A 20,729-nucleotide genomic window follows, 5' to 3' on the forward strand; every position below is an offset into this window, starting at 1 on the left:
ATTTTGTTTAAAATCGTAACATTACAGGCTAAACAGGCAAAGGGAAAGAATATTGGCTAAATGGAACATTCTCCTGAATTTGAGAAAATGGTTTAATACTGACTTCCTCCCTGCCTATTCCTTAAGAAACCACAAACGCTGAATGGAAAACGAAAATACCTCCTTTAAAGATGAAAAAATTGAAGAAAACAGGGAGCTGAGTATTGGGGAAGCATTAATACCCGTCTTTGCCTTAATTGCCATGCTGGCTTTTAATGTTTTTGTTTTTAAAGATGCAGCACTTGATGGATCCAATCAATTCATTCTCCTTCTTGGTGGCGCTGTTGCAGCTATCGTGGGCTACTTTAATAAAGTAGATTATGATAAAATGATAGATGAAGTAGCGGGGAATATACAAAGTACCACAGGAGCAATTTTAATTTTATTAATGGTAGGAGCCCTTGCCGGAACCTGGATGGTGAGCGGTATTATTCCTACGATGATTTATTATGGACTTCAGATTCTAAACCCTACAATTTTTCTGGCGGCCTGCGTAATTATTTGTGCTGTTATATCTGTCGCTACAGGAAGTAGCTGGACGACTTCGGCCACCGTTGGGATCGCTCTGATAGGAATTGCCGAAGCGCTGGGAATTTCTGTAGGAATGACTGCCGGGGCAATACTTTCGGGAGCTTATTTTGGAGATAAACTTTCTCCGTTGAGTGATACTACTAATTTAGCACCAGCCATGGCCGGGACAGATTTGTTCACGCATATTAGGTATATGACCCTTACCACAGTGCCCACCATTACCATAACGATTATAATCTTTATAATAATTGGTTTTAATATAGACACTTCGGGAACTACTGATACTACTGCAATTTTAGGTTCAATAGAAGATTCTTTCCAGATTTCTCCATGGCTTTTTCTAGTCCCGGTGTTGGTGATTGCCTTAATCGTAAAAAAGACATCACCTTTGATCGCTCTTTTAGTTGGCACCTTGCTTGGAGCCGTTGCCGCCCTCTTTTTTCAACCGGACATTATAGCCCAAATCGCCGGTACAGAAAACCTAGATTTTGTAAGTGGTTACAGAGGGATTATGCAAGCTATTACTGTAGATACTTCGGTTGAAACCAGCAATGAAAATTTAAATGATCTTTTCTCCTCCGGCGGAATGGCGGGCATGTTAGGAACAATTTGGTTAATCATCTGTGCAATGGTTTTTGGTGGTATAATGGAAGCCATCGGAGCGCTGGCGAGAATCAGTAAAGCCCTTTTGAATATGTTCAACAGCGTATTTGGATTATTTGCAAGTACCGTTTTTAGTTGTCTTGCACTTAACCTGACTGCTTCAGATCAATATCTGGCTATTGTTGTGCCGGGAAAAATGTTTGCAAAGGCTTACAGGGATAAAGGTCTTGCTCCTGAGAACCTAAGTCGTTCCCTGGAGGATTCGGGAACAGTGACTTCTGTACTTGTTCCCTGGAATACCTGCGGTGCATATCACAGCGGAGTTTTAGGTGTACCCGTTATCTCTTATTTTGGTTATGCCTTCTTCAATTATTTGAGTCCTTTTATGACCCTCATCTTCGCTGCTTTTAACATAAAAATCAAGCAATTGAAGGAGAAATCTGCAGCTTAGAAAACTCCGAACATCCCACTTTTACTACTATTTTCTGTTTAGAATAGAATAACCTTATTCATGTTTTTAATTTGTATAGGAAAAGACTATTAGAGCATAAATATTTAGAATTTGAAAGCTTTTATTAACTGCAATCATTCTTTAAATTTGCACCAGAATTAAAAACGAAAATCAAACCTTTAAAATCAACATAATATGGCATTAGTAGGAAGAAAATTTCCAAATTTAAGCGTGAACGCAATGAATGATATGGGCGATACCTTCAAGATCAACATTCTGGAAGAAGCTCAGAAAAATAACAAAAAGGTACTTCTTTTTTGGTATCCTAAGGACTTTACCTTCGTTTGCCCTACAGAACTTCATGCTTTTCAAGAGGCATTAGAAGAATTTGAGAAAAGAAATGTAATGGTAATTGGGGCTTCATGCGATACTCCGGAAGTTCACTTTGCATGGTTAAATACTCCAAAAGACAATGGAGGAATTGAAGGTGTAACTTACCCTATTCTTGCAGATTCTAACAGAAACCTTAGCTCCAGATTAGGTATTCTTGATATCACCAATGAATCTTACGATGATGAAACAGGAGATTTAACTGTTGAAGGTGATAACGTTACTTACCGTGCAACTTATCTAATTGACGAAGAAGGAACAATTTTCCATGAAGGTGTTAATCATATGCCACTTGGTAGAAACGTTAAAGAATTTCTTCGATTAATAGATGCATATACTCACGTACAGGAAAAAGGAGAAGTTTGTCCTGCAAACTGGGAAGAAGGCAAAGAAGGAATGAACGCAAACAGAGAAGGCGTTGCGTCTTATCTAAGCGTAAACTAAAAAGGGAGAAAAACTATTATGGTAAAAGAAATAGATAGTGATAATTTAAGTGAAATAGTTGCTGAAAACGAAATGGTTGTTGTGCAATACATGGCCGGATGGTGTGGTAACTGCCGGTTAATGAAGCCAAAGTTTAAGAAACTTGCTTCAGAAAATGAGAATGTAAAATTCTTAATGGTAGATGCTGAAAAATTTCCGGAGTCAAGAAAAATGGCTAACGTTAACAATCTTCCGACTTTCGCGACTTTTAAAAATGGAACTTTCGTGAACCAGGTTCAGACCAATAAATTTGAACCATTAAAAGATTTAGTAAATGAAGTTACCAGTAATTAAACACCTTCAACGGAACAACGATGTTGAAAAACTCGAAAACACCATTGATGTATTGGAAAGCTTCACCGAACATAGATCTGTTTCTGACGAGGAAATGGATGTAATCGGTGAATTACTTACCAATCTTTGTGGAGCTGTTGAGGTTCATAAAATGATAGAAAATGGCGATTCTGAAATGGACGCCGCGAATAATTTTGTAAAAAAAGTATTAGGTTCTATAGATAAATAACCACTTTTATTACAAAAATTTAGGTTGAAAAAGGCTGCTTCATTTTAAAAGCAGCCTTTCCTGTTTTATGATAATTTTAGTATTACTCAAGCAGTTTAATCCTAAATTTATCCTTCTAAAAAAATTACTTATGTCACAGATAACTTTCAAGGGAGATAAAGTCACCACTTATGGAGATCTTCCTGCCAAAGATGAAAGAGCACCACATTTTGAATTGGTAAAAACAGATCTTTCCACCGCTACTTTAAATGATTTTAAAGGAAAGCGAGTCGTCATGAATATTTTTCCAAGTATAGATACAGGGGTTTGCGCAACTTCAGTAAGAAACTTTAACCAAAGAGCTTCAGATTTAAAAAATACGGTTGTACTCTGCATCTCCAGGGACTTACCTTTTGCCCAGAAAAGATTTGTAAATGATGAAGGACTTGAAAACGTTGTTAATTTATCAGATTTTAGAGAAAGAAACTTTGGAAAGGATTATGGTCTAGAAATGCTGGACGGTCCTCTGGAAGGTTTACTTTCCAGGGTTGTAATTGTGCTGGATGAAAACGGAAATGTAATCCACAGCCAGCAGGTACCAGATATCGCTGAAGAACCAGATTATCTTGCAGCGCTAAAAACGCTCCTATAATGAAAGACAGTTTCCTCGGAAAACGTATTAGAGGAGGGGGCTATGCAATGAAGGGTGCCTGGCTGTTGGTGAGACACGAACCTAGTATCCAGGTGCAATTTGTAATAGCCATTGCTGTTACTATCGCGGGCTTCATTTTTGATATTACCAGGACAGAATGGCTTTTTCAATTTACTGCCATTGGTCTTGTAATGTCGGCAGAAGGTTTAAATACCGCTGTAGAAGCCATGGCAGATTTTGTGCATCCAGATTTTCACAGTAAAATTGGTCATATAAAAGATGTTGCTGCAGGAGGGGTTTTCTTTGCTGCATTAGTCGCTGTGATTATTGCGGGATTTATCTATTTTCCTTACATCTTTCCTTAGTTTTTTCTGTACCCTGCCAGGAAAGTTAAAATTTTTGCTATGCTGAAGAAATATTTCATTCTGCTTTTTGCAGTTCTTACTCTTCTTCCTGTTAATTCCCAGGAAACAAAAGGTCTCCAGGAACTGGATTTACGACTCACCAATTACGACTATCCTTTTGCCGTAGATTTCTTTGAGGTGAATGCACAGCAGGAAATTTTTGAAATGGCTTATATGTTTATTGAAGCCGAGAATCCCAACGGAGAAACTATAATGTTACTCCACGGAAAAAATTTTAATGGTGCTTATTGGGAAACTACAATAGAAGCCCTGTCTTCTGAAGGATTTAATGTTCTGGTACCTGACCAGATCGGCTTTGGAAAATCCAGTAAGCCCAACCATTTTCAGTACACTTTTCAGCAATTGGCTTTAAACACAAAGAACCTGGTTGATTCTCTGGACATAGAAAAACTGAGCGTTATTGGACATTCTATGGGTGGAATGCTGGCCACGCGCTTTGCACTAATGTATCCTGAAACAACCGAAAAACTTATCCTGGTAAATCCTATTGGACTGGAAGACTGGAAGCTCAAAATCCCATACCAAAGCGTAAATGACTGGTACGAGCAGGAACTTAAGAAAGATTACGAGGCAATAAAAAGTTATCAGAAGGAAAGTTATTATGCCGGGGACTGGAACGAAGATTACGCCGAATGGGCAAAGCTTCTTGCCGGCTGGACGCTAAATGAGAATTATCCTTTTATTGCATGGAATGCTGCACTTACTTACGACATGATACTTACCCAGCCTGTAGTGTATGAGTTCTCTAAAATTGAGGTACCCACGCTTTTAATAATTGGTACCCGCGACAGAACCGCCTTGGGGAAAAATCTCGTTTCAGAAGAAGTAAAAGCCACCATGGGTCTCTATGACCAGCTTGGGGAAGAAACCAGGGACAAAATTCCAAATGCCAAACTCGTAGAACTTGAAGATGTTGGTCACCTTCCGCACATTGAGGCTTTTGATCGGTTTATAAATCCGCTTTTAGATTACCTTCAGGAATAAATTAAAACTAAACTCCCCCCTCCCCTTGCGGAGATAAAAGCGGAATGGATAACACAGGCACAGAAGACCGGGAAGCCATCATTCGGGTTTTGCTCCTGTGAACCAAAGACTCCCAAAAGTTGTATTTCTGCGGAATCATCACCAGCATATCTGCAGGTAACTTCTTGATCTCGCTTTCAATTTCCTTTATAATTTCTTCTGACTTTACTTCTTTAAATTCATATTCCGATTCCTTGAATTCCTCTTCAATTTCCCTTGAGCAATTCTCCTCCGGTTTTGGTTGCACATGAAAAACCTCAATTTTCGCACTAAAAAAATCTGCTATCTCTTTTACTTTTGCTGAAATTTCATGCTTTCCTTCTTTAAGTTCGTCATAGGCGAAAAGGATATTCTTTATCTCATCAAATTTTACTTTTTCCGGAATTGCCAGCACAGGATAGCTGTGTTTCATAATTGCTGAAGTTGTGGTATTGCCAAAAATATCCTGTGCCACAGAATTTCCTGCCATTCCCATGACAATGAGATCTGCATCATATTTTTTGTAAAGGCGCTCAAGTTCTTCGGAAACTTCAACCATTAACTCCGCTTCGTACTTTACATCAATGGAGAATTTCCTCGCCACAGCTTCACATTTTTCCTTCAGTAAAATTTTATTCTCTTCAATTAAATGATCCAGAGCTTCTGCAGGCAACATAGTATTGGCTACATGAAGAGGAATCGTAAAAGAATTGAAAAGAATAATCCTTGCTCCTGTCTTTTGAGCAAAGCCTGCTGCATACTCAACAGCATTTCCTGATTCGGGCGAAAAATCTGTAGCAACAATTATAGTTTTCATGATAACAAATTTAGTGTGAAGCAATAGAACCTTGTAAGGGATCGTTTTTAACCTATAACAAAATTACGATTATAGTGAGGCTGTAAAATGACAATTATCATGCTCTATGCAATTTCCGGACGAAAATTGTTTATTTGAAATACCTAAAGCTTTTCCTTATTTTAGATGAGGCTAATTTGTATTTTTGCCGAAATACCGCAAATCATATATGGCTAAGAAAAAAGCTAAAACCAGAAAAAATCCTGCTAAAAAACCTTCCAAATTTACTTTTAAGCTCAACAGGCAACAAAAGGTAGTTCTTGGAAGTTTTTTAATGCTCTTTGGATTGGCTTTACTAGTTGCATTTATCTCCTTTTTATTTAATTGGCAGGCAGACCAGTCTACTTTGGATCACCTGGCAGACCGGCAGATTGAATCCAAAAACTGGCTAAGTAAATTTGGAGCAGCCATTAGTGATTTCTTTATCTATCAGGGCTTTGGTGTTGCTGCATTTGTGCTTGCTTTTTTGGTAGGCCTTACGGGAATTTACCTTTTCTTCGATTTTAAGAGAAGTAACCTGCAAAAATTCTGGTTTTGGGGCGTATTGGTGATGATCTGGCTATCGCTTTTCTTCGGGTTCTTTGCTGAAGAGAATCCGTTGCTTGGAGGGAGAATAGGATTTGAAATGAACGATTACCTTCAGGATTATCTCGGCTTTTTTGGTACCGTACTCTTAATGATATTCCTGTTTATGGTATATGTCACCGTTCGGCTGAAAATTACTCCGGAACTTATAGGAAGCTATGTAAAAAGCTCTAAAAAGGATTTTCAGTCTGAATTTCAAAAAACAGGTGGAAATGTTTCAGAAACAGAAGAAGAAAAAGACTGGAAGGAAGAGGTAATTCTTAAAAAGCAAAGAGATGAAGAAGAATCTGCTGCAGAAATAAAGCTGGAAACTGTCGCTACCCGGGAAAATAAAGCTACACCACCAACAGCTCCGGCTCCAAAGAAGGAGGAAATTGAAGAAGTTGAAATGGAAGTTGAAACTGCTCCCGAAGAAGATGAAGTTGAAGATAATTTAAGCAAAAAGCTGGTAAGTGATTTTGGTGAATTTGATCCAACCCTGGAGTTGAGCAACTACAAATTCCCAACGCTGGATTTACTTAAGGATTATGGCGGTGGTATTACAGTGAATCAACAGGAACTGGAGGAAAACAAGAACCGAATCCTGGAAACTTTGCGCAATTATAAGATTGAAATTGCCCAAATTAAAGCCACGGTTGGTCCTACAGTTACTTTATATGAAATTGTTCCGGAAGCAGGAATCAGGATTTCAAAAATTAAAAATCTTGAAGATGATATAGCACTGTCCCTCTCAGCACTTGGAATAAGGATTATTGCTCCTATTCCGGGTAAAGGAACAATTGGTATAGAAGTCCCTAATAAGAACTCCACAATTGTATCTATGCGTTCGGTGATTGCCTCGCCTAAATTTCAGAATGCCGAAATGGAGCTTCCCATGGCTTTGGGAAAAACAATTTCAAACGAAACTTTTGTAGTAGATTTGGCTAAAATGCCACACATGCTAATGGCAGGTGCCACGGGACAGGGTAAATCTGTTGGTCTTAATGCCATTCTTACTTCACTTCTATACAGCAAGCATCCTGCAGAAGTGAAATTTGTACTGGTGGATCCCAAAAAAGTGGAGCTTACGCTTTTTAATAAAATCGAAAGACATTATCTCGCTAAATTACCGGATACTGAAGAGGCAATTATTACCGACAACACCAAAGTTATCCATACACTCAACTCGCTTTGTACCGAAATGGATAATCGTTACGAAATGCTAAAAAATGCAATGGTTCGTAACCTTAAAGAATATAATGTTAAGTTTAAGAACAGAAAACTTAATCCCGAAGAAGGGCATCATTTTTTGCCCTATATCGTACTCGTCGTAGATGAGTTTGCAGATTTAATTATGACTGCAGGAAAGGAGGTGGAAACACCAATAGCCCGATTGGCACAACTTGCCCGTGCGGTGGGAATACATTTAATCATTGCCACACAAAGACCTTCGGTTAACGTAATAACGGGTATTATAAAGGCCAACTTCCCGGCCAGGATCGCCTTCCGGGTAACTTCAAAAATAGATTCACGTACTATTCTGGACAGCCAGGGAGCAGATCAGTTGATAGGTCGGGGTGATATGCTTTTCACGCAGGGAAGCGAAATGAAACGTTTACAATGTGCTTTTGTAGATACCCCGGAAGTTGATAAGATTACCGAATTTATAGGATCCCAAAAAGCATATCCAGATGCTCACCTTCTGCCAGCCTATGAAGGGGAAGATAATGGCACAGGAGTTGATATAGATGTGAGCGAGAGGGACAAACTCTTTCGGGAAGCTGCCGAAGTTATCGTTACGGCGCAACAAGGCTCAGCTTCCCTGCTGCAACGAAAATTAAAACTTGGTTACAACCGTGCAGGAAGAATTATCGATCAACTGGAAGCTGCAGGAATTGTTGGTCCTTTTGAAGGTAGTAAAGCACGGCAGGTATTAATTACAGATTTAGCAGCACTTGATCAATTGTTAAATGAATAAAGTCTCTTATAGAGCATCTAAAAAAGGACAAATTACTTTCTTGTCCGGAAAAATTTAAACTGTAATGAAAAAATTAATCTTTCTATTTTCCATTCTTATCAGCACGGGCCTTACCGCTCAAAATTCAGACAAAGCTAAAGCTTTATTAAACGATGTTTCTTCAAAAGTTAAAGGCTATGAAAATATGGTCATTGATTTTAAATACGCTCTGGAAAATACTGCTGAAAATGTTAGTCAGGAAACCCGTGGAGATGTTAGTATAAAAGGGGATAAATACGTACTTAATCTTATGGGTACTACCCAAATGTTTGACGGTAAGAAAATTTACACGATCATACCCGAAGATGAAGAAATCAATATTTCCAATTATGTAGAAGAAGACAGTAATAACATCACTCCTTCAAAAATGTTTTCTTTTTATGAAGAAGGATATAACTACAAATGGGATATTACTCAAGATGTAAAAGGAAGAAAAATCCAGTATATAAAACTTACGCCGCAGGACAGTAATGCCGAAGTGAAGGATATTCTCCTGGGTATAGACACTCAAACCAAACATATCTACAACCTTATCCAAACGCAGGATAATGGAACAAAAATTACCATTACAGTAAAAAGTTTTAAAACAGACCAGCCACTGGCGCAGAGCCTGTTTACTTTTAACGAAGACAGATATTCCAGCTATTACATTAATCGGTTAGATTAAATTGAAGATACTAGACAGGTACATACTATCAAGCTTTCTAAAAACCTTCTTTTCCGTTTTTATAATCCTTATGTTCATCTTTGTACTGCAGACGATCTGGTTGTACATAGGTGAACTTGCAGGAAAAGACCTGGATGTAGAAATAATTCTGAAGTTTTTACTCTACTTCTCCCCTAAACTTGTACCCTTAGTCTTACCCCTTTCTATCTTGCTTACTTCCATCATGACCTTTGGAAGTTTTGCTGAGAATTATGAATTCGCGGCAATGAAATCCTCAGGAATTTCTTTGCAAAGAGCGATGAGTGGACTTACAATTTTTGTATTTCTTGTTAGTCTTACTGCCTTCTTCTTTTCTAATAATGTTATTCCTGCAGCAGAATTTAAATCTATAAACCTTAGGAAAAATATTGCCAAGCTTAAACCCGCAATGGCCATTAGTGAAAATATTTTTAATGAGGTGGGGAATATAAATATTAAAGTTGAAGAAAAAAGTGGGGACAACGACCAGTTTCTAAGAGATATTATTATTCACAAAAAAAATCAGCGTAGCGGAAATTTCACAGTTATGAAGGCTACGGAAGGTGAATTGATGGGTAGCACAGATTCTGATGTACTTTCACTCGTCCTCAAAGACGGGAATTATTATGATGAAATCCAGCCCAATGATGCTGCAAAAAGAAAAAATAAACCTTATGCCAAGAGCTACTTTGAAGAATATATAATAAATATTGACCTCTCCGAATTTAATAATGTTGATTTAGATGATGAAAACTACCACAATAGTCAGGGTATGTTAAACACTTCGGAACTCAGGGAAAGTATCGATTCATTTTCTACAAATTATAATAAGGAAGTAAAAATCTTTAAGGAAAGCATGTTAAGCCGGTCAGGTGCTGCTACACTCGAGCTCAATTATAAACCTGCAGATACAATAACAGAAACTGAAGCATCTGTTCTTGATTTATTCAATGCACAACAGGCTTCACAAATTACCGGTTTTGCGATAAGTTCAGCAGAAGCGGCGCTGTCACATATAAAATTAAAGAAGCAGGATTTTAAAATAAGTTTCCGGCAAATCAATAAATATGAAATAGCCTTACATGAAAAATATGCTTTGGCCGCAGCTTGTTTTGTTCTTTTCTTTGTTGGGGCACCACTTGGTGCAATTATAAGAAAAGGAGGAATGGGGTTGCCAATGGTAATTGCAATTTTACTATTCCTTACCTATCACTTTATTGGCATATTTGCCAAAAACTCAGCCGAAGACGGTAGTATCAGTCCGTTCTTCGCCACCTGGTTACCTACTATAATCATGCTTCCGCTAGGAATACTATTAACCTACCGAGCTACCACAGACCAGGGGCTTTTTGCTTTTGACAGTATTTTTGAACCTTTTAAAAAGCTCCTCAAAAAAGCAGGGCTTATTAAGAAGAAAGACAAAATAGATTAAATATCTTTGAAGCTGATAAATACATTGCAATGCCAGAAACTGACACAAATTCAAATACTATAAAATTAGATGCTATTAAGGATGCTATTGAAGATATTCGCGCCGGAAAAGTAATTATTGTAGTAGATGATATTGATAGGGAAAATGAAGGGGATTTTGTAGCAGCGGCAGAAAAGGTGACGCCAGAGATGATAAATTTTATGGCAACACATGGAAGAGGTTTAATATGTGCTCCCATTACCGAGCGCAGATGCAAGGATTTAAGGCTGGAAATGATGGTTGGCACCAATACAGATCCTATGGAAACAGCCTTCACCATTTCAGTAGACCTTAAGGGGAAAGGAGTTACCACAGGGATTTCGGCATCAGACAGGGCAAAAACGATCCAGTCATTAATAGATCCAGATACAAAACCATACGATTTGAGTCGCCCAGGACATATATTTCCACTAAAAGCAAAGGAAGGTGGGGTTCTAAGAAGAACAGGGCATACAGAGGCTGCAATAGACTTTGCGAGATTAGCAGGATATGCGCCGGCTGGTGTGATTGTAGAAATAATGAACGAGGATGGCACCATGGCTCGTTTGCCTCAGCTTATAGACGTGGCGCGTAAATTTGATCTTAAAATCGTTTCTATCGAAGATCTTGTGGCTTACAGGATGCAACACGATTCCCTGATCGAGAAAAAAGAAGATTTTGATGTGGAAACCCGTTTTGGAAGTTTCAGGTTAAGAGCTTACAAGCAAACTACAAATAACCAGGTACATATAGCCCTTACCAAAGGCACATGGAAAGCAAACGAAGAAATTTTGGTGCGCATGAATTCTACTTTGGTGAATAACGATATCCTGGGAACGCTTACCAATGATGCAGATAAGAAACTGGATACCATGTTTCGGGCTATTAATGAGGAAGGACGGGGTGCCATTGTATTTATTAATCCCGTTAATCAATCTCTTAACCTGCTTAACAGGCTTGGGGAATTAAAGGATATTCAGAAGAAAGGGGAAGTAAAAGCCCCTCCTGTGAATATGGATAATAAAGATTTTGGGATTGGAGCCCAGATTCTACACGACCTGGAAATTCATAAAATGAAATTATTGTCCAATTCTCAACAGAAAAAACGGGTGGGAATGGTTGGTTACGGCCTTGAAATTACAGATTACGTTAGCTATTAATCTATCTCAATAATTACGTCCTCCAAAGGACGTCGTACTTTCTTGAATCCTGAAAATTCATCATCTTTTGCACGGTAACCTACAGGAAGCACCAGTACAGATTTAAGATTATGCTCTTCCAGTTTTAGGAACTCATCGTATTTTTCCGGTTCAAAACCTTCCATAGGGCAGGCATCTATTTCTTCAGTAGCACAAACGGTAAGTAAAGTTCCCAAAGCGAGATATGCCTGATTAACCGACCACAGCGCAATTTCATTATAGGGTTTTGAGCTAAAATCCTTTACCAGAAATTCTTTAAAAGGGGATAATATTTCATCAGGAGTTTTTCTGATGCTTTTCACCCTTGTAAAATAATTTTCAATAAAATCCGGTCCTACTTCTTTTTCTATACAAATAATGAGAATATGGGAAGCAGTACTTATTTGCTGCTGATTCATACTGTATCCCTTCAGCTTCTCCTGAATTTCTTTATTTTCTACAACGACCATTTTGATTGGCTGTAGCCCGTAGGATGTAGCTGTAAGATTAAAAGCTCTCTTTAAAATATCAATCTTTTCAGAAGGAAGAACCTTTTCAGAATCAAATTTTTTAGTAGCATAACGCCACTCCAGCGCTTTAATATTTCCCATAATCAACAGGTTTTTTTAACAGATTGCTAATTTAAGGAATGAATAAAAGATGACAGTACTTTATAGATAAATTAAACCTATACATCAAATTTTATTACCTATATTCGAATGAGTTTTTAATATTTCATGGGCAAATGAGGCTGATAAAAAAATCCATCCTTACTCTGGTTATTCTAGTTGTTCTTGCCAGTCTGATCGTTCTTGGTTTTGACTCTTTTCTTAAGCAGAATACGGCTTCACGTATCCACAGCGATATAAGTAAAGTACCCCCTGCCACCACTGTAATTGTTTTAGGGGCCAGTGTTCATGCCGATGGAAAACTCTCTCCTGTGCTGCAGGATCGTATGGATACTGCCATAGAACTTTTTCAGAAAAACAAAGTAGAACAATTTCTTGTTTCGGGAGATCATAAAACCGATGATTATGACGAGGTAAGCGCCATGAAGAATTACTTACTCAGCCATGGAATTCCAGAAAACCGAATTTTACAGGACCATGCCGGTTTTGATACTTATGATAGTATGTACAGGGCAAACAAACTCTTCAACATTAGAAGCGCTATTGTGGTTACGCAAAAATTCCACCTGCCTCGGGCCATATTTATTGCAAAAAACCTTGGCCTGGAATACAAAGGGTTCGTTGCAGATAAACGGTCTTATGAAACTTCTACAAAATTAATGCGACGTGAAAAACTGGCGAATTTTAAGGCACTGTGGGAAGTACTTACAGATGGAAAGCCTGCAACTTTAAAAGAAAGGCTGGAATAAATTCAATTTCCTATCTTTAAAGTCTAATCTCAAAAAAATTAAATATGATTCAATGGTTACTGCATATTGTAATAGACGCCGCCATACTCTTACTGGCTGCCAAAATGATGTCCAAAGTTGAACTTAAAGGATTTAAATCTGCTTTAATTGTTGCTTTAATAATAGGTGTACTGAGTTTCTTGCTTAGCTGGTTGCTTACTGCGGTCTTGAATATAGCTACTCTGGGAATTTTTTACTTCCTTGGATTAGGATTTATTATAAGAATAATAGTTTACGCTTTAATTATTGAACTTGCAGACCGTTTAAGTAGCGATTTTAAAACAGTAGGTTTTCTACCTTCCCTTTGGCTGGCTATTATTCTGGCTATCGTTGGAGGAATTGTGGACGCCATTTTATTTTAATTTATCATCATCAAAAGATAAGGTCGAAAATTGGCAATTTTCGACCTTATCTTTTGTTATCTCTTTGCCGTAAACTTAAACCTTGCTTTCTGCAGCAACAAATTTTCTTCTAGCTGCTGGTTTTGCTTTCTTTTTCTTGTTTCTTCTGCCCCACCAGATCATAAAACCGCTCACAGGAAGGCCTGCAATAAACAAACTGCCAAAAAAGGCAATTATCTTGCCTGTTAAGCCAAAATACTGCCCGGTATGCAGTCCGTAATTCATTTCCTGAAGCTTTAAACCTGTGCTTTTATTACTGTAAAGATGCTTTTCCAAAAGCTCACCTGTTTCAGGGTGAAAATAGAAGTTGGACTGATGATCAAAATCTAAAGTTTCGGGATAGGAACCGGTGAGAATAGGTGAATTGGCACCCTGTTCCCACACAAAATGCATTTCAGCATCCGGAAGGAGTGCAAAAGTTTTCTCCATGGCAACATCTATGGCAGGAATTGAAGAATTTTCGGGTTCACCATCTTCTACTGCAGGCATAGCGGTTTCTTCAGGATATTCTTCCCCAAAATTGCCAATTACATAGAAACTTTCATGCATCCACTCATAAGAAAAACTGAGTCCGGTAATGGCAATTATTAACGCGAGCAGAGAGATATAGAGTCCGGTAACGTTGTGCCAGTCGTAATTTACCCGCCGCCATTTGGCAGTAAACCTTATTTTTAAACGATCTTTCAGGTTCTTTCGCTTCTTTGGCCACCAGAGAATAATTCCGCTAATAAGCATCACCACAAATATTATAGTGGAAATTCCCACCACCTGTCTCCCTATTTCTTCAGGTAGAAGCAGGTACATATGTAAATTTTCAATAATTGCGAAAAATTCATCGTCAATTTTCTGACTGTGAAGTAATTCTGCGGAATATGGATTAAAATAAATATTAAATTCCGCATTATCTATAATGCTATACACAAAGGCAGACCTTTCCTTTCCCTGATAAACGACCATTCCCGGTGCCGCATCAGGAAAGTTTGCTGTAACTTTTTGCTGAAGTACAGAAGGTGCTATAAATTCCTGATTCTGAATTGCTACTTTTCTCCAGGGTTGTGTAATATCTTTTATTTCATCGTGAAAAACATAGATGCAGCCGGTTATTGCAACAATAAAAACAATCATTCCGGAAGCAAGCCCCAGCCAAAGATGCAGTTTGCCGATCCATTTTTTGAATTTACTATGTCTTTTCTGCTTCGGCATTAATGCTAATTCTTAGATTCGGCAAATGTAAACTTTTGAAGGTTATTCTGAAATATTAGTGTCCGGTATAGATTCAAGATCGCTTCGCTGCAGGAACAAAGAGACAAGACCAAATTATAGCCATTTTAAGAACAAAAAGAGTAAATTGAGAAATATCTGGTGTGACAGGCATTTTAAAAAAGTTAAAAATCAATCCTTCTTTATCCAGGTTATTTGGTAAAGCTTACATCTCTTGACCTTTGTAAAATTTCAAATAAGTATTCCGGACAACAATGATTCTGAAATAATTCAGATGCTCCAATTACCTAACAAAAAAACCGCCCGGATTTCTCCGGACGGCTTTTCCTAACTAACTAACTCAACTAAAATTTATAGGTAAGACTGGCGGCAAAATTTCTTGGTGTTTGCGGATTTATTGTAGACCAGCCGTTGTAATACTCTTCGTCTGTAAGGTTATTCAGCTTCAGATTAACTGCAAATTTCTCTACGCTGTAGAATAAAGAAGCGTTAAAAACAGTGTAGGAAGGAAGAGTGAAAACTCCGCCCAGATTCCTGTTGAAAATCATATTTTCACTGGCATAATTTCCTCCAAAACCAAAACCGAAACCATCAAGATTTCCTTGCTGGAACCTATAACTTGCCCAGAAATTCGCCTGATTTTCAGGACCTGCAGATTCAGGCCTTCTTCCCAGAAAATCGTTGCTTGCAATAGATTCTGTCACCTCACTATCATTATAGCTATAGCCTGCGATAAGGTTTAAGCCATCAAAAGGAGCAGCGGTTATACTGGCTTCAAAGCCACGGCTATATTGTTCACCACCCTGCAAATCTGTAGAAAAAGGATTTTCAGCAGCGATTGCGATGATATTTGACACTTCTATGTCATAATAACTTAAAGTTGCCGCCACACGATTATTGAGGAAATTCACTTTGGTACCAACTTCAAATTGTTTCGCCCTTTCAGGGTCAAAAGCAATGGTCCTGCTCTCACCGCTAGTCCTGTCTATAACTTCCTGCGGTGCTACATTGCTAAAACCATCCATATAATTAGCAAATAAGGACACCTTGTCCAAAACAGGCTGGTACACCACTCCAAATTTTGGTGAAAGTGCCGTCTGACTGTTGTTGTCATTCTCGAACTGGTCGATTCTTAAACTTGCCATAGCCGAAAGCTGCGGGGTAAAATTGAAAACATCAGAAATGTAAGCGCTGTAAATATTTTCTTTGGTAATAGTACTGTTTCTGTTTACACCGGAAAGGAGATCGTTTGTAGCCGCTGCAGAAAGGTTTCCGCTGTCATTATTTGTGATGTAAGCTTCAGGATTATAAATACCAAAAACACTTTCATTTACATTCTGAATACTGGCATCTCCTATATAAACATTTCCATTAGCAATATAGCCCGAGCTGTTGTCGATTACTTTTCTGTTGAAATAATCCAGCCCCACCACCATACGGTTTCTGAAATCTCCAATTTTAAAGTCCCCGATAAAATTCTGCTGAAGATCTGTGGTAAGCGTAGTAGAATTCTGGTCGTTAATGTAACGGGTAAAAACAACACCTTCATCAAGATTGGTAACTTCGCCGGGAACTTCCTCCTGCCCCTGCACAAATCTTGTGGTTTCATATAAATAGGAATAGTGCCCGGTTGCTTTTGCCGATCCTCTGGAAACTGCGGTTTGGGAAGTCCAGGAATCTGATAATTTGTAATTCATTTGCCCCTGCAGGGTGAAATTTGGATTTTCCAGCGTTAGATCGTTGCTGGTATAAGAACGCTCAGGATTGTAACCCAATTCTTCAGTATTTGTAACTCTTAGCGGTGCACCGCGATCTACAAACAGCATGGTAGGGTTAGTGCTTTCGCCGTTGTAAAATTCTGTATTAATAAGAAATGAAAGTCTGTCGTTCACTTTATAACTTAGAGATGGCGCTACAAAGAGTGACTTCTGAAAACCTGCATCCTGAAAGCTATTCTCAGTATGGTAGGCAGTATTTATTCGTAAAGCAACATCTCCCGTTTCGTCCAGCGGAGTGTTAACATCTGCAGTAATCCGGTTTAGACCGAAGCTGCCCATGGTATAAGAAATATTTCCGCCAAAATAGTTGTAAGGCTTTTTAGTCACAATATTAATAAGTCCGCCATAAGAAATAAGGCTACTGCCATAAAGCGTTCCCGAAGGCCCTTTGGCAATTTCTATTCTCTCAATATTTGCAGGATCCGGGCTGCCATTGGTAATACCTGGAAGTCCGTTTGTAAGTGTTGGTTGTACTGCAAAACCTCTAATGGCAAAGTAACCTGCACCGTCACCTCCCCTCCCGGTAGATTCCCATAACTTGGAAATTCCGGGAGCATTTTTAATGGCATCGTCAAAGCTAGTAACCACCTGCTCCTGCATTAATTCTGCTGTAATGGTGTTATAAACCTGGGGATTCTCGATATCCTTAAGAGGAAGTTTGGCGATATACTCACTCTTTGTGCGGGTAAATTCGTTCACGTTTCCACTTGATCTGAGAAGTACCTCCCCTAACTGCTCCTCTTTACTATTAAGTATTATACTTGGTACTGTAGTTGCCCGATTAGCCTGGACCGAAACTGCAAGTTCCTTTGTTTGGTAACCCACATACGAAATCCTAAGGGTGTAATTGCCTGAAGGAATATTTTGGAGTACAAATTCTCCTGTACGGTTGGATTCTGTACCTATGCTGGTACCTTCAATATCAATATTGGCATCTGAAACCGGGCTGCCGCTGTTGTTGATGATATTTCCCTGTATACTTCCTGTAGCCTGACCAAAGCTCAATTGAAATACTGCCAGAAAAAAGCTTAACAGAATAATTCTCTGATTCATAATCGTAGTAGTAGTTTATTTAGACTTATTTTAAATAGAGCCGCAAATGTAAAGAGGGAATCTGAGAATTAAAAGCTTATTTATAATTAATACAAATAAAAATAAGCTGCCCACTCAGAGATTTCAGAAAATCAGGAAGTTCTGTAAAATAAATTTTGCATTTTATTGCTAAACCTTATAACACTACTTATAAATTTGATCTGAATTTAACTTCAACCCAATACCATTAGTTATCTTTGCGTCTTTAAATTTTTGCTATGATAAAACTGATTGTGACAGATATGGATGGGACTTTGCTGAATGACCAGCACGAGATCCATCCCGATTTTTGGAAAATGGAAGAAGCGCTTACAGAAAAGGGAATCATCTTTTCTGTGGCCAGCGGCCGACAGTTTTACAATCTGGAATCAAAATTTGAAAGAATAAAAGACCGGATGTTGTTTTTTGCTGAAAACGGAACCCATGTGGTTCGTAATGGCGAAGAACTATATGTGAATCCGTTAGATCGTGAGGCTGCTAAGGAGTTTATTAATATCGGGCGGAAAATTGAAGGTGCACAACTTATTCTCTGTGGAAAAACTTCAGCTTATGTAGAATGTGACGATGAAGAGTTCATTAGAGAAATTCAGCAATATTATAAACGTTTAAAATACGTAGAAAACCTGGACGAGGTTGAAGACACTATTTTAAAAGTCACAATTTGCGACAATAAAGGAGTTGAAGAGCATTCTTTTCCGCATTACAAAAAATTTCAGGGTGACTATAAAGTTGCTATTGCAGCAAGAATTTTCCTCGATATAACTTCAGCTACGGCCAACAAGGGAAATGCTATAAGAAGAGTTCAGGAGGAATTGAATATTTCCCCTGAAGAAACACTTGTTTTTGGCGATTACCTGAATGACCTGGAAATGATGGAAAATGCTAAATTCAGCTATGCGATGAAAAATGCGCATTCTGAAATTATTGCCGCCAGCAAGTTTATTACCAGCTTTGATAATAATGAAAACGGCGTGCTAAAAACTATTGAAGAGCTGGGATTACTTAATGAAGAAGAAGTTAAGGCAAGCTCCTAAAATGCCAATTATCGACCTGCAGTTAGCAAACTTACCAGCCAGGGCAGCGTGGTTTTTTTTCTAAAAAATCCTGTAAAAATCCTGGCCTAATTGATAATTATATTGGTTTTATCTACTCCAGTATTTCCGGTTACAGGATCGAAGGCGTACACTGTAATTCCATAAAGACCTGCATTTAAATTTTTTTTTGCAGAAAAAGTACTTGGTTTCTCCCCTACCGTCATTTCAAGCTCTTGTATTTGCTCACCTTCACTGCTAATTAATGCTTTTACTTCATATTGATTAGCATCCCAAATTCCACCTTCGGTTACAGGGCATCCACACATCAGGACGATATTTGCCATTATTTGCACCTCATTAGTTTCCGGAATTCTTTCGTGCGTTTGCGGAGACAGAATATCCACCACAAAGCCCGGAACCTCCAAAACAACTCCGTCGCCGGTTATGTCCTTACCGGGAATTAACCAAAGCTGTGTACTGGAAATAACTGTTGCCTGCTTTTTGTTGATTGGCGCATGGGCTTCCACTGTCACAAAAACCGGCTCATCTATATCGATATTTGCCAAAAAACCCGCTGTGTTTTCTTCAGATAAATCCTCGTTACGCTTCCAGGGACTGTTCATTATCTTATCTGTGTTTCCTGTACTGCCCGTGGTGAGGCCTTCAGCAAGAATTTCTCCGGTTTCAGCGTTTTTGATGTAGATTTTAGCTCCGCCAATAGAACTTCCGATAAATTTTGCATCTTTTGCTTTAGCTCTTACCATTACCGAAGTCTGCTGTGCATTTAAGCCTGTAAAAATAAAAATGGATAGTAAAAAAAATAAGCGTGTAATGGAAAGTTTCATATTTTGATGTTTTCTTCAAGATAGAAAATTATTGCTTTACAGAATTTTCGGCAAGGTCATTCTTTGCCACTTCTGTCTCTTCCTGCTCAAAGTTACGGGGATCTTTTCTATATTCGGAAACGTAATTCTTCAGTGTTTGCAGTTCTTCTTCATTTAAGTCATTGTTATTCATATCTTTAGACAAATCCAGCCATGGGGCGGGACCATCATAATTATAATTTCCGAAGACCATAAATGGCGTCCCATTCCGAACGATGATATCATCTTCCAATTTCCACATTTTCGCCCAGTCGTAAATAAACTGCGCATCTTCCATATAAAGTCTCACACAGGCGTGGCTGGCAGGAAAACCCGGTAGATTATACTGATGCACGCCCACACCTTCAAAATTCATAAAGTTGAAATAATAAGGCAGGATCCAGTCTTTATTCACCGTACTAACTTTACGCTTAGCTTTATAATTGCCATAGTGGAGACCATTTGGAGTTGGCGTGGACTGCTTTCCGGAACTTACCGGACCCCATTTCACTAGCTTTCCGTCTTCATAAAGTGCGAAGCCCTGAATCCTTTGTGCAATAAGCACTGCTTTTGGAATAGAATCCAGAATCGCTAATTCTTTTGGAAAAGGACTGTAAAGGTTTAAATTTTCAGCAATAGTATCGGGAATAATTATCGGAATATTGGGCTGAACGCGATATTCCTCAATTCTGTTTAAAGCGTAAATGGTATTTCTTTCACGCTCTGTATAATTAGAAGCAAAACTATCAAGTGCTTCCCTGGTCAATAAAGAATCGATGCTGTACCTTACCTGCAGGCGTTTAATTTCTCTTACCTCTTCCTTGATCTTGTTACTTTCCTGAAGCGTATCTACCGAAGGTTCCGGTAATACCGAATTTTTTTTCTCTGGAACGTCTTCAGAACAAGCAATGAGTAGTAGGAAAAAAACTACCACCAAGGAAAATAAAGTATAGTTTTTATGAAATGTAGTTTTCTTCAAGTCTTCTTTTTTAATATTTTGTTTCAATAACTGTGCTAAATTACTTTCAGACAGCTTCAGGAACTGCCAAGAATTAGTTAAATCCGTTCGGTTTAATAGAAATTTTTTAACTTACT

The 20,729-nt window shown here is 38.4% G+C and carries 20 protein-coding genes; 14 read left to right on the forward strand and 6 right to left on the reverse strand.

The genetic code is table 11. From position 1 onward, the window contains the following. Positions 1–142 precede the first annotated feature (142 nt). From nhaC to RM549_RS00375, 7 genes are all read left to right on the forward strand, one after another. The gene (nhaC, locus tag RM549_RS00345) at positions 143–1,624 is read left to right on the forward strand and encodes a Na+/H+ antiporter NhaC (protein ID WP_311679567.1); all 1,482 of its coding nucleotides are present in this window, start codon (positions 143–145) and stop codon (positions 1,622–1,624) included. Between the two features lie 195 nt (positions 1,625–1,819). Next, the gene (locus RM549_RS00350) at positions 1,820–2,458 is read left to right on the forward strand and encodes a peroxiredoxin (RefSeq protein ID WP_311679569.1); all 639 of its coding nucleotides are present in this window, start codon (positions 1,820–1,822) and stop codon (positions 2,456–2,458) included. 18 nt (positions 2,459–2,476) lie between these two features. Then, the gene (locus tag RM549_RS00355; RefSeq protein WP_311679571.1) at positions 2,477–2,791 is read left to right on the forward strand and encodes a thioredoxin family protein; all 315 of its coding nucleotides are present in this window, start codon (positions 2,477–2,479) and stop codon (positions 2,789–2,791) included. Then, positions 2,772–3,020: a DUF6952 family protein gene (locus RM549_RS00360; protein ID WP_311679573.1), complete on the forward strand. Its 249-nt coding sequence runs from the start codon at positions 2,772–2,774 to the stop codon at positions 3,018–3,020. Before RM549_RS00355 ends, RM549_RS00360 begins: the two co-directional genes overlap by 20 nt. A 130-nt stretch (positions 3,021–3,150) precedes the next feature. After that, positions 3,151–3,651, forward strand: a complete 501-nt coding sequence (gene tpx, locus RM549_RS00365) for a thiol peroxidase (RefSeq protein WP_311679574.1) — start codon at positions 3,151–3,153, stop codon at positions 3,649–3,651. Further along, on the forward strand, positions 3,651–4,016 hold the full coding sequence (locus RM549_RS00370; protein ID WP_311679575.1) for a diacylglycerol kinase: 366 nt from the start codon (positions 3,651–3,653) through the stop codon (positions 4,014–4,016). The genes tpx and RM549_RS00370 overlap by 1 nt, the downstream gene beginning before the upstream one ends. A gap of 39 nt (positions 4,017–4,055) precedes the next feature. Next, on the forward strand, positions 4,056–5,060 hold the full coding sequence (locus RM549_RS00375; protein WP_311679576.1) for an alpha/beta fold hydrolase: 1,005 nt from the start codon (positions 4,056–4,058) through the stop codon (positions 5,058–5,060). Positions 5,061–5,067: 7 nt separating this feature from the next. Here RM549_RS00375 and RM549_RS00380 read toward each other — a convergent pair whose 3' ends face one another. Next, positions 5,068–5,895: a universal stress protein gene (locus RM549_RS00380; RefSeq protein ID WP_311679577.1), complete on the reverse strand. Its 828-nt coding sequence runs from the start codon at positions 5,893–5,895 to the stop codon at positions 5,068–5,070. Between the two features lie 208 nt (positions 5,896–6,103). On the opposite strand from RM549_RS00380, the gene RM549_RS00385 reads away from it, so the two are divergent. The 4 genes from RM549_RS00385 (at position 6,104) to ribB (ending at position 11,810) form a co-directional block, all read left to right on the forward strand. Then, on the forward strand, positions 6,104–8,476 hold the full coding sequence (locus tag RM549_RS00385; protein WP_311679578.1) for a DNA translocase FtsK: 2,373 nt from the start codon (positions 6,104–6,106) through the stop codon (positions 8,474–8,476). A 64-nt stretch (positions 8,477–8,540) separates the two neighbouring features. Then, on the forward strand, positions 8,541–9,182 hold the full coding sequence (gene lolA1, locus RM549_RS00390) for an outer membrane lipoprotein periplasmic chaperone LolA1 (RefSeq protein ID WP_311679579.1): 642 nt from the start codon (positions 8,541–8,543) through the stop codon (positions 9,180–9,182). Positions 9,183–9,252: 70 nt separating this feature from the next. Then, on the forward strand, positions 9,253–10,632 hold the full coding sequence (locus RM549_RS00395; protein ID WP_432264689.1) for an LptF/LptG family permease: 1,380 nt from the start codon (positions 9,253–9,255) through the stop codon (positions 10,630–10,632). Between the two features lie 29 nt (positions 10,633–10,661). Beyond that, a complete protein-coding gene (ribB, locus tag RM549_RS00400; RefSeq protein WP_311679583.1) occupies positions 10,662–11,810 on the forward strand; it encodes a 3,4-dihydroxy-2-butanone-4-phosphate synthase in 1,149 nt (382 codons plus the stop codon). Here the strand turns inward: ribB and RM549_RS00405 are convergent. After that, complete coding sequence (locus RM549_RS00405) at positions 11,807–12,439, reverse strand: NAD(P)H-dependent oxidoreductase (RefSeq protein WP_311679585.1); 633 nt, start codon at positions 12,437–12,439, stop codon at positions 11,807–11,809. The two genes, ribB and RM549_RS00405, sit on opposite strands and share 4 nt — an antisense overlap. 134 nt (positions 12,440–12,573) lie before the next feature. On the opposite strand from RM549_RS00405, the gene RM549_RS00410 reads away from it, so the two are divergent. Both RM549_RS00410 and RM549_RS00415 read left to right on the forward strand, forming a co-directional pair. Next, a complete protein-coding gene (locus RM549_RS00410) occupies positions 12,574–13,206 on the forward strand; it encodes a SanA/YdcF family protein (RefSeq protein ID WP_311679586.1) in 633 nt (210 codons plus the stop codon). 44 nt (positions 13,207–13,250) lie between these two features. Then, entirely contained in the window at positions 13,251–13,607 is a 357-nt protein-coding gene (locus RM549_RS00415) for a phage holin family protein (RefSeq protein WP_311679588.1), read from the forward strand. Between the two features lie 75 nt (positions 13,608–13,682). Here RM549_RS00415 and RM549_RS00420 read toward each other — a convergent pair whose 3' ends face one another. After that, positions 13,683–14,849, reverse strand: coding sequence for a PepSY-associated TM helix domain-containing protein (locus RM549_RS00420; protein WP_311679590.1), 1,167 nt, complete (start codon positions 14,847–14,849; stop codon positions 13,683–13,685). A gap of 362 nt (positions 14,850–15,211) precedes the next feature. Then, positions 15,212–17,698, reverse strand: coding sequence for a TonB-dependent siderophore receptor (locus RM549_RS00425; RefSeq protein ID WP_311679592.1), 2,487 nt, complete (start codon positions 17,696–17,698; stop codon positions 15,212–15,214). Between the two features lie 257 nt (positions 17,699–17,955). Here RM549_RS00425 and RM549_RS00430 point away from each other — a divergent pair, with 257 nt between their 5' ends. Then, complete coding sequence (locus tag RM549_RS00430) at positions 17,956–18,771, forward strand: HAD family hydrolase (RefSeq protein ID WP_311679594.1); 816 nt, start codon at positions 17,956–17,958, stop codon at positions 18,769–18,771. Between the two features lie 86 nt (positions 18,772–18,857). On the opposite strand, the gene RM549_RS00435 is transcribed toward RM549_RS00430, so the two are convergent. Beyond that, on the reverse strand, positions 18,858–19,616 hold the full coding sequence (locus RM549_RS00435; RefSeq protein WP_311679596.1) for a hypothetical protein: 759 nt from the start codon (positions 19,614–19,616) through the stop codon (positions 18,858–18,860). A gap of 28 nt (positions 19,617–19,644) precedes the next feature. After that, positions 19,645–20,613 (reverse strand): L,D-transpeptidase, encoded by a 969-nt coding sequence (locus tag RM549_RS00440; RefSeq protein WP_311679598.1) that lies wholly within the window; start codon positions 20,611–20,613, stop codon positions 19,645–19,647. Positions 20,614–20,729 lie beyond the last annotated feature (116 nt).

The organism is Autumnicola patrickiae (assembly GCF_031846525.1).
In the GTDB taxonomy this organism is placed as follows: Bacteria; Bacteroidota; Bacteroidia; order Flavobacteriales; family Flavobacteriaceae; genus Autumnicola; species Autumnicola patrickiae.